The organism is Novosphingobium sp. AAP93 (genome assembly GCF_001296055.1).
In the GTDB taxonomy this organism is placed as follows: Bacteria; Pseudomonadota; Alphaproteobacteria; order Sphingomonadales; family Sphingomonadaceae; genus Novosphingobium.
Genome location: NZ_LJHZ01000110.1, coordinates 1 through 12,534 on the forward strand (window position 1 = coordinate 1; position 12,534 = coordinate 12,534).

Here is a 12,534-nt window from a genome sequence, read left to right on the forward strand (position 1 = left end):
GAGCGAAGTCGAGACACCGACCGCAACGTATGGTGTCTCGACTTCGCTCGACACGAACGGTTAGAGAGAGGGATGAGTTCAGAAGCCTACCAGATCATCGGCACGCCGCGTTTCGGCGGCATTCTCGTCGTCTCCGATCATGCCTCCAACCGCGTGCCGGATGACATCGATCTCGGCATCGACCCGGCGCTGCTCGAACAGCACATCGCGGTCGATATCGGCGTAGCGGGCGTTGCTGCCCGGATGGCCCAGCGCCCCGGCATCGCCGCGTTTCTCGGGGGGGTGAGCCGCCTTGTCTGCGATTTCAACCGCGACGAGCATGGGCCGACCGTCTGCCCCATCGCCAGCGACGGCCATGCCATTCCCGGCAATGCTCTTGATCACGCCGGCCACGAAGCCCGCCTCGCGCGGTTCTACCGGCCTTATCACGAAGCACTGGCGCAGTTGCTCGATGAAGCGCCGCCTGCGCTGATCCTCTCGCTCCACAGCTTCACCCCGCAACTCGCAAGTGATCCGTCGCAGCAGCGCCCCTGGCAGGTCGGCGTGCTCTACAACGAAGACGACCGCGCCTCGCGGCTCGCGATCCCTCTGCTCGAAGCGGAAGGGCTGATCGTCGGCGATCAGGAGCCTTATTCCGGCCGCCTCCTCAACGCCACGATGAACCGCCATGCCGAGGACGAAGGGCGGCCCTATTTCGGCGTTGAAGTGCGGCAGGACCAGATCGCCGATCCCGCGGGCCATGCGCTCTGGGCCGAACGGCTCGCGCGCATCGCCAATCAGGTGGCCATCGCTCCCGGCGCTTAGCCGGATGGTTGCGGAGATTACTTTCGACCGGAAAGCGCACTTGCGCTAGGTGCGCAGCATTGCCGCCGCGCGGGCGGTCACCCAACTTCGAGAGAGAATGCCAATGCCGGTCTATCGTTCCAGAACCACCACCCACGGCCGCAACATGGCGGGCGCGCGCGGATTGTGGCGCGCCACGGGCATGAAGGACAGCGATTTTGGCAAGCCGATCATCGCGGTCGTCAACAGCTTCACCCAGTTCGTGCCGGGCCACGTCCACTTGAAGGACCTCGGCCAGCTCGTCGCGCGCGAGATCGAGGCGGCAGGCGGCGTCGCAAAGGAATTCAACACCATAGCGGTCGATGATGGCATCGCGATGGGCCACGACGGGATGCTCTATTCGCTTCCCAGCCGCGACCTCATTGCAGACAGTGTCGAGTACATGGTCAACGCGCACTGCGCCGATGCGATGGTCTGCATCTCGAACTGCGACAAGATTACACCCGGCATGCTGATGGCCGCGATGCGCATCAACATCCCCGCCGTGTTCGTCTCGGGCGGACCGATGGAAGCGGGCAAGGTTGTCCTCAATGGCAAGGAAGTCGCGCTCGATCTCGTCGATGCCATGGTGGCTGCGGCAGATGACAAGTACACCGACGAGGAAGTCACGGCGATCGAGCGGTCCGCGTGCCCGACCTGCGGTTCGTGTTCGGGCATGTTCACTGCCAATTCGATGAACTGCCTCACCGAAGCGCTTGGCCTCTCGCTGCCCGGCAACGGTTCGGTGCTCGCAACCCACGCCGATCGCGAGCGCTTGTTCCGCGAGGCCGGACGGCTCGCCGTCAGTCTCTGCCGCCGCTACTACGAGGAGGACGATTCGAGCGTCCTTCCCCGCGAAGTCGCCAGCTTCCGGGCTTTCGAGAACGCGATGAGCCTTGATATCGCGATGGGCGGCTCGACCAACACCGTGCTGCACCTGCTTGCTGCCGCGCATGAAGCGGGCGTCGATTTCACCATGGCCGATATCGACCGCCTTTCGCGCCGCGTGCCCTGCCTCTCCAAGGTCGCACCGGCCAAGTCCGACGTGCACATGGAAGATGTCCACCGCGCGGGCGGCATCATGGCGATCCTTGGCGAGCTGGAGAAAGCGGGCCTGCTCCACACGGACCTCCCCACAGTGCACAGCCCGACCATGGGCGATGCGATCAACAAGTGGGACATTTCCCGCAGCAACGATCCGGCGGTGCACGAATTCTACAAGGCGGCCCCGGGCGGCGTGCCGACTCAAGTCGCCTTCAGCCAGTCGCGCCGCTGGAAGGAACTCGATCTCGACCGCGAGACCGGCGTGATACGCAGTGCCGAGCACGCCTTCAGCCAGGATGGCGGCCTTGCGGTCCTGTTCGGCAATCTTGCCAAGGATGGCTGCATCGTGAAGACGGCCGGGGTCGACGACAAGATCCTCAAGTTCAGCGGCCCGGCCAAGGTCTACGAAAGTCAGGACGCTGCCGTCACCGCCATCCTCACCGGGCAGGTCGAGGCGGGTGACGTTGTCCTTATCCGCTACGAAGGCCCGCGCGGCGGCCCGGGCATGCAGGAAATGCTCTACCCCACGAGCTACCTCAAGTCGAAGGGCCTCGGCGCGGCTTGCGCGCTCGTCACCGACGGTCGCTTCTCGGGCGGCACTTCGGGTCTTTCGATCGGCCACTGCTCGCCCGAAGCGGCGGAAGGTGGCACGATCGGCCTCGTCGAGACCGGTGACCGCATCGAGATCGACATTCCCGCCCGCTCGATCCACCTCGCGGTAGACGATGCCACGCTCACCGAACGCCGCAAGGCCGCTGAAGCGCGCGGCTGGCAACCGGTCAAGCCCCGCCCGCGCAAGGTCAGCCTCGCGCTGCAAGCCTATGCCCTGATGACGACCAGCGCCGCGCGCGGCGGTGTGCGCGATCTCTCCGGCATTGTCCGCACGAGCGGCAAGCAGGATGCCGGCTGACCTGGCCCAGGTCCTCGACGTCGCCGCGATGCGCGCTGCCGAAGCGGCGCTCATTGCGGGCGGCACACCTGCGCAGGATTTGATGGAAGTAGCCGGCCGCGCGCTCGGCGAATGGGTGCGCAGGCTCGGGGCAGGGCGCCCCGTCACGGTGCTCTGCGGCCCCGGCAACAATGGCGGCGATGGTTACGTTGCCGCGCGGTATCTCGCCGAGCACGGCGTGCCGGTCACCATCATCGCAGCGCGTCAAACGACTACGCCGGAAGCCTTTACGGCGCGCTCGCTCTACAAGGGCGAGGTGCAAGGTGCAGGCAGTCTCCCCGGCGGCGGCGTGCTCCTTGATTGCCTGTTCGGCAGCGGCCTGTCGCGGCCGCTGCCGAACGACTTGTTCGATCTCCTCAGCGGCCTTGCAGAACGGCATGCGCTGCGTATCGCGGCCGATCTCCCCAGCGGTATCGAGGCGGACAGCGGCGCCGTGCTGAACCCCGGCTTGCCCATTTTCGATCTGACGGTCGCACTTGGTGCCTGGAAGCATGCGCACTACGCCATGCCAGCCGCTCCGCTGATGGGCGCGCTTCGCCTCGTCGATATCGGCGTGCAGTCGGTTCCCGGTGCCGCGCGCGTTATCCAGAAGCCGCATGTTAGGTCGCCCGCACCCGATGCGCATAAGTACCGGCGCGGCCTGCTGGCGGTGGTTGCAGGTGCCATGCCCGGTGCCGCGCTGCTTTCCGCCGAGGCTGCGCAGCGCTCCGGAGCAGGCTACGTGAAGCTGTTGGCCCCCGCGCAGCCTCAGGGTGTGCCGCCGTCATTGGTCTGTGACGTCACGGACCTTGCAGCACTCACCGACCCGCGCATCGCCGCAATTCTTGTCGGCCCGGGACTGGGACGCAACGCGGAAGCCGCTGCCCGGCTCGATGCAGCGCTTGCGGCCAATCGTCCCGTCGTGATCGACGGCGACGCACTCACGCTCTTGCGGCCTGACAGCCCCGGCACGGCTCCGCGCGTTCTTACGCCCCACGAAGGCGAGATGGCCGCGCTGGAAGCCGCATTCGGACTCCCTGCCACCGGGACCCGCCGTGCCCGCGCGCTGGCACTGGCCAAGACGGGGCAGGCGGTTGTCCTCCTCAAAGGCCCGGGCAGCCTGATCGCCACGCCAAGCGGTGACGTAACGGTCAGCCCGCGCGCATCGGCATGGCTTTCGGTTGCCGGCAGCGGCGATGTGCTCGCCGGAATCATCGCCAGCCGGCTTGCTGTGCACGGCGAGGTCCACCGTGCCGCGCAGGAAGGACTGTGGCTCCATGGCGAGGCCGCGCGGCGCTGCGGACCCGCCTTTACTGCCGGAGACCTTGCGGGCGCGACGGGTTCTGCCCTAAGCGCCGCACTTCCATGAGCAATCCCGGCCTAATCATCCGCGTCGCCGCCAAGGGCGAAGGGCAGACCGCCGACGGGCGTTACGTTGCGCTCGCCGCGCCGGGCGATGTGCTGGAAGCCGATGGCATGCTGACGCCGGGGCCGGACCATGCCGCGCCGTCATGCCGCCACTTTCCGGCCTGTGGCGGGTGCCAGCTTCAGCACCTCTCCGAGAGCGCATTGGCTGCCTATGTCGCGGGCCGTGTCGAAGGCGCGGCGCGGGGGCAGGGGCTGGATCCGGGCCATGTGTCGCCGCCGCATCTCTCTCAAGCACATACCCGCCGCCGCGCCACGCTCCATGCGCAGGCCATCGGTAAGCGCGTCGTTCTCGGCTTCCGTGAGGCAGGCTCGCACAAGATCGTCGACCTCAGGGAATGCCCGGTCCTCGCACCCGAACTCGCCGCGCTGGTCCCGCCGAGCCGCCTCCTGCTGGAGGCGCGTGGCGGCCGCAGCCTCGCCGCCGATATCGCACTGACGCTGGCCGATCAGGGCCCAACCGTCGATCTCGCCGGGCTGACGATGGAAGGTCTTGCCCAGACCGAAGCTCTGCTCGACTTCGCGCGCGACAACCGGATTGCGCGGCTGACCCTCGATCAAGGCGACGGACCCGAGACAGTGTGGGAACCCGACCCCGTTACGGTAACGCTCGGCGGCGTGCCGGTCGGCCTGCCGCCGGGCGCTTTCCTGCAGGCGACGCGTGATGGCGAGGATGCCCTGGTCGCCGCCGCGCGCGAATGGCTGGCGGGCGCCAATACGGTGGCAGACCTGTTTTCGGGCCTCGGCACATTCGCCTTTGCCCTCGCAGGGCCCGGCACCAAGGTACTTGCCGTGGAAGCTGCCCGCGACGCGCATCTCGCCTGCCAGGCGGCTGCCCGCATGCACGGCAAGCCGGTCCATTCGCTGCATCGCGACTTGTTCCGCAATCCGCTGCAGAAGGCCGAACTCGACCGCTTCGCCGCGGTCCTGCTTGATCCGCCCCGCGCGGGGGCGCGCGAACAGGTTTTGCAACTCGCGCAGTCGGTCGTCCCGCGCGTGGTCTACATCAGCTGTAACCCGGCCAGTTGGGCCAAGGATGCCGTCACCCTGATCGAAAGCGGCTACAAGCTCGCCGGGCTCGTGCCGGTGGGCCAGTTCCGTTGGTCCACCCACGTCGAGCTGGCGAGCCTGTTCGTCAGGCCGTGAACACCGCCATCGCGGCGTGGAGTACGAGCGCCATCAGCGCCACGCTCGACAGCGCAAACAGGATGAAGCGCGGCGCGACCTTGTTCACGGTCGACTGGAAGATCGAGTGGATCACGCGCAGGCCCACATAGGCCCATGCGATCATCATGTTGACCCCATCGCCCTGGCCGATGATCGCCAGAACGATCGCCACTGCATAGAACACCGTAGGTGCTTCATGCAGATGATTGTAATTGTGCGCTTTCCACTGGATATGCGGAGGAATCAGCGCTTCTAGCTTGGCACCCGTCCAGCCTACATCTGCCTTCGGATCATCGGACTTGGGCAACGCGTTTATCGCCGGGATACGCGTGGCGTACATCCATATCCACATCACCATCGTCCAGGCCGTCAGCGCCACTACCGGTTTCAGAATTTCCATGCCCGTCATTGCGGTCCCCTCCATTTTTGGTTGTTCAAGGTAAAAGCGTGTTCTCCGCGGCGCGGATCGCCAGCGCCAGCAGCAGACCGGTCGACACCACGAAGAGCGTGAGGCGCACCGGGATCGTGTTGACGAGCGCCTGCCACAGCGAGTGGATGATTCTGAGACCCGCGTAGCCCCATGCCAGCACCACATCGATCTTCGTCGCGCCGGTCAGGGCAATGATGATGCTCACCGCATAGAACAGCGTCGGCTGCTCAAGCAGGTGGGTATAATTGTGCGACTTCCAGTTGATCTGCGGTGGAATCACGCCTTCGAGATCCTGTCCGCGTCCACCCGGCTTTGCATCGGCGAGCCCGCCCATCCGCTTGAGCGCGGGAAGGCGGCTGGTGGCAAGCCAGGTCAGCATCACGAATGTCCACAGCACCAGCACGGCGGCCGGCGCCAGCACTTCCTTCTGCATGGTCAGAACACCCCGCTGCCACGTTTGTGACAGGAGTGACGGCTCGGAGATCGATTGTCAAATGCAACCGATCAGGTGTCCGCGATCACTTTGGCAAACGCGGCCGGATCGACGTTGCCGCCGGAGAGGATCACCGCCGTCCGCCGGTCCGCCGGAACCTTGCCCGCCAGCACCGCCGCCAATGCCGCCGCGCCGCCCGGCTCGACCACCAGCCTCAGCTTGCGGAAGGCATAGACCTGCGCCGCGCGTACCTCTGCCTCGCTCACCGCTACGCCCTCCATATGGTGTGACGTCATGACGGCGAAGTTGATCGGGAAGGTCGCCATGGTCTGCAGCGCATCGCAGGCTGTCGGCGGCGGATTGGCGCCGACGCCGACGATCTCGCCGCCCGCCAGACTGCGCGCGATATCGTCCCAGCCTTCGGGCTCCACCGGCACGACCTCGGCGTCTGGACAGGCGATGGCAAGGCCGGATGCAAGCCCGCCGCCGCCGCAAGGCGTCACGATGCGTGTCGGTCCGCCGCCCGCAAAGCACTCCATCTGGCTCGCCAGTTCGATGCCGGTGCTGCCCTGGCCCTCGATCACCCACGGATCGCCATAGGCATGGACCAGCACGCTGCCCTGCGCAGCGCAGATTTCTGCGGCAATCGCATCGCGTGATTGCGTCAGCCGTTCATAGAGCACGACTTCGGCGCCGAGCCGCTTGGTCTCCGAAAGCTTCACTTGCGGCGCATCGGAGGGCATCACGATGGTCGCCGCGATCCCCAGCCGCCGCGCCGCCCAGGCGACACCCTGCGCATGGTTGCCGCTCGAAACGGCTACAACGCCGCTCGCGCGTTCTTCCTCGGTCAGATCGGTCAGCCGGTGCCAGGCCCCGCGGATCTTGAACGCGCCCATCGGTTGCAGGTTCTCGGCCTTACACCACACCGTTCCGCCATCCGGCAGCTCCAGCGCCAGCAGCGGCGTATGCGGCACCAGTGCGCTCACTTTGGCAGCGGCACGCAGCACGCCCTCGCGCGTCGGCTCGCGGACTGAAGGGGCAGGGCTCAATTGGGGACTTGGGTTTGTCATGCGCATACCCTAAAGGCACCGCTTTCGAAGCGCCAGCACACGCTGTGCCGGTCCGGTTTGGAGTTTTCCTATGGCCAAGGTCCTTGTCATCGGCGCAGGCGGCGTCGGCTCGGTTGCCGTTCACAAGATGGCGATGAACCCCGATATCTTCAGCGAAGTCGTGCTCGCCAGCCGCACGTTGTCGAAGTGCGAGGCGATTGCCGCCTCGGTCAAGGAGCGCACCGGCCGCGATGTCGCGACCTACGCACTCGATGCCGACGACGTCGCCGCGACGACTGCACTGCTGAACGAGCTCAAGCCTGCGCTCGTCTGCAATCTCGCGCTGCCCTATCAGGACCTCAACATCATGGAGGCCTGCCTCGCCGCCGGGGTCAATTACATGGACACCGCGAACTACGAGCCGATCGACGAGGCCAAGTTCGAATACAAGTGGCAGTGGGCCTATCAGGAGCGCTTCAAGGCGGCCGGCCTCACCGCGCTGCTCGGTTCGGGCTTCGATCCGGGCGTGACCTCGGTCTTCGCGACCTGGCTCAAGAAGCACAAGCTGGATACGATCCGCACGCTCGACATCCTCGATTGCAACGGGGGCGACCATGGCCAGCCTTTCGCCACCAACTTCAACCCGGAAATCAACATCCGCGAAGTGACCGCGCCCGCGCGCCGCTGGGAAAAGGGCGAATGGGTCGAAACGCCCGCGCTGACGATCAAGCAGACCTTCGATTTCGAAGGCGTCGGCCCCAAGAACATGTACCTGATGTACCACGAGGAGCTCGAAAGCCTCGCGCATCACCTGCCCGAGATCGAGCGCATCCGCTTCTGGATGACGTTCGGCGATGCCTATATCACGCACCTCACCGTGCTGCAGAACGTGGGCATGACGCGCATCGACCCGGTCATCTACGAGGGCAAGGAAATCGTTCCGCTCCAGTTCCTCAAGGCCGTGCTGCCCGAACCCGCCAGCCTCGGCGCGCTGACCAAGGGCAAGACCAACATCGGCGATATCGCCACGGGCCTGAAGGACGGGGTGGAGAAGACTTTCTACATCTACAACATCTGCGACCACGAAGAGGCCTATGCTGAAACCGGCAACCAGGCGATCAGCTACACCACCGGTGTGCCTGCCATGATCGGCGCAGCGATGCTGGTGACGGGCACGTGGGGCGGTGCGGGCGTGTTCAACATCGAACAGTTCGATCCCGATCCCTATATGGACATGCTGAACAAGCACGGCCTGCCCTGGCAGGTGAAGGAGCTTGAGGGGCCGCTGGCGTTCTGACGGTCGAGACGTCCCCGGTCAGGGAGGCGAGAGGGAAACAATGGAAACCAGAGCCGGCGATCCGGGCGCCTTCGCCCATTTCGACCTGAACCGCGTCGACAGCCCCGCCTTTGTCGTCGATGCCGCACGCCTCAGGCAGAATCTCGCCATTCTCGCCGATGTGCGGGACCGCGCCGGGATCAAGGTCCTCGCCGCGCTCAAGGCCTTCTCGATGTGGCGTGTTGCCCCGCTGATCGGGGAATACCTCGACGGCGTCTGCACCTCGGGCCTGTGGGAGGCGCGGCTCGCGGCGGATCACTACGCCGGTGAGATCGCGACCTACTGCGCGGCCTACAAGGCGGAGGACTTGCCCGAGATCCTCCAGCACTCCGATCATGTGATCTTCAATTCGCCGGGGCAGCATGCGCGCTTTGCCGAACAGATCGCGGCAGCGCGTGCTGCCGGTGAACCCTTCGATATCGGCCTTCGCATCAATCCCTTGCACGCCGAAGGTGAAGTACCGCGCTATGATCCGTGCGCGCCGCATTCGCGCCTCGGCTTCCCGGTCGACCAGCTGAAGCCGGAGCATCTCGAAGGCGTTTCCGGCCTCCACTTCCACACGCTGTGCGAGCAGGATTTCGAGCCGCTCCAGCGCACGTGGGAAGCACTGAAGCCGCGCATCACGCCGTTCTTTGGCCAGCTCAAGTGGCTCAATTTCGGCGGTGGCCATCACATCACCCGCGCCGACTACCAGCGTGAAGACCTCATCGCGTTTCTGAAGGCTGTGCGCGAAGAGACGGGCTGCGAGATCTATCTCGAACCCGGCGAGGCCGTGGCGCTCGACGCCGGCATCCTTGTCGGCACCGTGCTCGACACGCACTGGAACGGCATGCAGCTTGGCATCACCGACATCTCGGCCACCTGCCATATGCCCGATGTGATCGAGGCGCCCTATCGCCCCGCGATGCTCGGCGAACTGCCTATCGACGAGTACGAAGACGGTGAGGGCGATGCCCCGGTCCGGCTGGGCGGCCCCTCGTGCCTCGCCGGTGACGTCATCGGCGATTACCGCAAGCCCGGCCTTGCCGAGTCCGGTACCCGCTTCGCCTTCCTCGATCAGGCGCACTACTCGATGGTGAAGACCACGACCTTCAACGGCGTGCCGCTGCCTTCGATCTGGCTGTGGGACAGCGAGACCGACACGCTCGAATGCGTGAAGCGATTTTCGTGGGAGGCCTTCCGGGATCGTGTTTCCTGAGGCATCGTCTCCGCAACTGATAACAGGATGTGGAGAGTGCAGATGGCAGGCGAAGTGCTGGACGGCGTTACAAGCGACCCGGTGACGATGGGCTGGATGGTCGGCGCGCCGCCGCCGCCGGAGAAGCGCATCCTGGCCGCCCGCGCCGATCACATGCGCTTCCCGATGATCCGCTGGTCCTATTCCAACATGCGCAGCTTCGTCGCCAGCGCCAATGTTGCGGCAGGCGGCACCGGCACCCCCTATCCCCGCGCGCTGCGGCCTGAGCTTGCGGAGGTGCGCTTCACGCCGATCGGCGCAGACGAGGCGATGAGCATCGAGGAAGCGCTCATCCGCAACTTTACCGACGGTATCCTCGTGCTGCACAAGGGCACCGTGGTCTTCGAGCGCTGGTTCGGCGTCACCGGCCCGCTCACCCGCCATATCGCCTTTTCGGTGACCAAGAGCTTCGTCGGCACCCCGCTTGAAATGCTCGTGGGGGAGGGGCGAGTCGATCTGGCCGCCCGCGTCGATGAAGTCATTCCCGAACTCGCCTCCAGCGGTTTCGGCAGCGCCACCATCGCGCAGGTCCTCCATATGACGACCGCGCTGGACTATTCCGAGGACTATACCGACCCCAATTCGGGCATCGGAGCCTACAGCGCCGCGCTCGGCCTCACGCCGCGCCCCGCAGGCTATGGCGGTGCGCGCAATCTCTGGAACTATCTGACAACCGTACCCGGAGCCGGAGTCCACGGCGAGAAGTTCACCTACCGCACGCCCAACACCGATGTTCTGGCCTGGATCATCACCCGCATCGAGGGCAAGCCGCTTCCCCGGATCCTCAGCGAACGCCTCTGGCAGCCACTCGGCATGCTGGGCGATGCTTACCTGATAGTCGACGAGATCGGCACGCCATTTGCCGGTGGCGGGCTCAATCTGCGGCTCGAGGACCTGCTGCGCTTCGGCGAGTCGATGCGCCTGGGCGGTCTCGGCGTGATACCCGAAGCGGACGTCGCGCGCATCCGCACCGGCGGCAATCCCGCGCACTTCCCGAAGGCGACCTATCCCGATCTGCCGGGCTGGAGCTATGGCAGCCAGTGGTGGCACGCGCACGACAACCACGGATGCTTCACCGCGCGCGGAATCCACGGACAGACCTTGTGGATCGATCCTGTCGCCGAAATGGTCGTGGCGCGATTCGCCTCGCACCCGATCGCGACGAGTCTCGCCAACGATCCGCACTCGGTCCCCGCCTGGGGCGCTTTGGCGCAAGCCTTGATGGCGTAAGGATTTTGGGCGCCTCGGCGTAAAAATGTTTCATGTTTGTGACATCAACATGAGGTGCCCATTTTTTCACTTGATGTTCAGGGCGGGGGGGCTATTTACCCCCTCGCTGCCCCATGGGGACTTCCAAACCGCAAGGCAGCTTTGTCTCAATTTTCCGTTTGGGGGTCCCTTGAGTTGCACATCCATCCTGACGCATTGGCTGTAGCGGGCGCCTTCGCGCCTGACCAACCCGCCATTCTGAACCGACCGCACGCTGCTGCGCGCGCTGCCCGTTTCTTCGTCGAGAAGTTTCCGGGGCGCTCGCTCTATGCGGTAAAGGCCAATCCCTCGCCGGAGCTGCTCCGCGTGCTGTGGGATGCCGGGATCACGCATTACGACGTGGCCTCGATCGCCGAAGTGCGCATGGCGCGCGCGGCGGTGCCGGCGGCGACGCTGTGCTTCATGCATCCGGTCAAGACGCCGAGCGCGATCACCGAGGCCTACCGCGACCACGACGTGCGCGTGTTCAGCCTCGATTCGGTCGAGGAACTGGAAAAGATCCGCGAGGCCACGACGGCTGCCAATAATGGCGTGCTGCCCGAAGACCTGACGTTGTGCGTGCGCCTGCGCGTCTCGTCGGAATATTCGGAGCTCAGCCTCGCCTCGAAGTTCGGCTGCGATCTCACGGGCGCGGCAGAGCTTTTGCAGGCCACCCGCCAGGTCGCCGATTCGCTCGGTGTCTGCTTCCATGTCGGCAGCCAGTCGATGAGCCCGCACGCCTATGTCCAGGCGCTCGAGCGCGTCCGCGCGGCGATTGTCGATGCCTCGGTCACGGTTGACATCATCGATGTCGGCGGCGGCTTCCCGTCGATCTATCCGGGCATGGAGCCTCCGCCGCTGGAGGACTACTTCGGCGTGATCGACCGCACCTATGAATCGCTGCCGGTCTCGTATTCGGCCGAACTGTGGTGCGAGCCGGGCCGCGCGCTCTGCGCCGAGTACAATTCGATGATCGTGCGCGTCGAACGCCGCCGCGGCACCGAGCTGTTCATCAACGACGGCGCCTATGGCGCACTGTTCGATGCGGCGCATGTCGGCTGGCGCTTCCCTGTCCGCCTGCTGCGCGAAAGCGCGGCGAACGAGGACGGCGAGACCGAAACCGAGGACTTCAGCTTCTGGGGTCCCACCTGCGACGACATGGACCGCATGGAAGGGCCTTTCGCGCTTCCGGCGGACATCAAGGCGGGCGATTTCATCGAGATCGGCATGCTCGGCGCCTATGGCGCGGCAATGAAGACCGCGTTCAACGGCTTCGGCGCGACTGATGTCTACGAAGTGTCGGATGAGCCGATGGCCAGCCAGTACCGCGGTGACCGCCGCGATCCGCGCGTGTCGGACAACGTGGTGTCGCTGCGCTGAAGCTTTGATAAGCCGGATGAAGTCCGGGTCGCAAG

At 65.5% G+C, this 12,534-nt stretch carries 11 protein-coding genes; 8 read left to right on the plus strand and 3 right to left on the minus strand.

Annotated elements, in window-relative coordinates; genetic code table 11:
* The first annotated feature begins 72 nt into the window (after window positions 1-72).
* From IP83_RS16715 to IP83_RS16730, 4 genes are all read left to right on the plus strand, one after another.
* Window positions 73-804: an N-formylglutamate amidohydrolase gene (locus IP83_RS16715; RefSeq protein ID WP_054123374.1), complete on the plus strand. Its 732-nt coding sequence runs from the start codon at window positions 73-75 to the stop codon at window positions 802-804.
* Between the two features lie 103 nt (window positions 805-907).
* Window positions 908-2,776 (plus strand): dihydroxy-acid dehydratase, encoded by a 1,869-nt coding sequence (gene ilvD, locus IP83_RS16720; RefSeq protein WP_054123375.1) that lies wholly within the window; start codon window positions 908-910, stop codon window positions 2,774-2,776.
* Window positions 2,766-4,163, plus strand: a complete 1,398-nt coding sequence (locus IP83_RS16725) for a bifunctional ADP-dependent NAD(P)H-hydrate dehydratase/NAD(P)H-hydrate epimerase (protein WP_054123376.1) — start codon at window positions 2,766-2,768, stop codon at window positions 4,161-4,163. The genes ilvD and IP83_RS16725 overlap by 11 nt, the downstream gene beginning before the upstream one ends.
* Entirely contained in the window at window positions 4,160-5,365 is a 1,206-nt protein-coding gene (locus IP83_RS16730; RefSeq protein ID WP_054123377.1) for a class I SAM-dependent RNA methyltransferase, read from the plus strand. The genes IP83_RS16725 and IP83_RS16730 overlap by 4 nt, the downstream gene beginning before the upstream one ends.
* Here the strand turns inward: IP83_RS16730 and IP83_RS16735 are convergent.
* The 3 genes from IP83_RS16735 to IP83_RS16745 all read right to left on the minus strand — a co-directional run bounded on the left by IP83_RS16735 (window position 5,355) and on the right by IP83_RS16745 (window position 7,319).
* Window positions 5,355-5,795: an MAPEG family protein gene (locus IP83_RS16735; protein ID WP_054123378.1), complete on the minus strand. Its 441-nt coding sequence runs from the start codon at window positions 5,793-5,795 to the stop codon at window positions 5,355-5,357. The two genes, IP83_RS16730 and IP83_RS16735, sit on opposite strands and share 11 nt — an antisense overlap.
* A 25-nt stretch (window positions 5,796-5,820) precedes the next feature.
* Window positions 5,821-6,249, minus strand: coding sequence for an MAPEG family protein (locus tag IP83_RS16740; RefSeq protein WP_054123379.1), 429 nt, complete (start codon window positions 6,247-6,249; stop codon window positions 5,821-5,823).
* Between the two features lie 71 nt (window positions 6,250-6,320).
* A complete protein-coding gene (locus IP83_RS16745; protein ID WP_054123434.1) occupies window positions 6,321-7,319 on the minus strand; it encodes a threonine/serine dehydratase in 999 nt (332 codons plus the stop codon).
* Between the two features lie 70 nt (window positions 7,320-7,389).
* Here IP83_RS16745 and IP83_RS16750 point away from each other — a divergent pair, with 70 nt between their 5' ends.
* The 4 genes from IP83_RS16750 (at window position 7,390) to IP83_RS16765 (ending at window position 12,499) form a co-directional block, all read left to right on the plus strand.
* Window positions 7,390-8,595, plus strand: a complete 1,206-nt coding sequence (locus tag IP83_RS16750; protein ID WP_054123380.1) for a saccharopine dehydrogenase family protein — start codon at window positions 7,390-7,392, stop codon at window positions 8,593-8,595.
* Window positions 8,596-8,635: 40 nt separating this feature from the next.
* Entirely contained in the window at window positions 8,636-9,832 is a 1,197-nt protein-coding gene (locus tag IP83_RS16755) for a carboxynorspermidine decarboxylase (RefSeq protein WP_054123381.1), read from the plus strand.
* Window positions 9,833-9,874: 42 nt separating this feature from the next.
* Window positions 9,875-11,101 (plus strand): serine hydrolase, encoded by a 1,227-nt coding sequence (locus IP83_RS16760; protein WP_054123382.1) that lies wholly within the window; start codon window positions 9,875-9,877, stop codon window positions 11,099-11,101.
* 174 nt (window positions 11,102-11,275) lie between these two features.
* A complete protein-coding gene (locus IP83_RS16765; protein ID WP_054123383.1) occupies window positions 11,276-12,499 on the plus strand; it encodes a type III PLP-dependent enzyme in 1,224 nt (407 codons plus the stop codon).
* The last annotated feature ends 35 nt before the right edge of the window (window positions 12,500-12,534 follow it).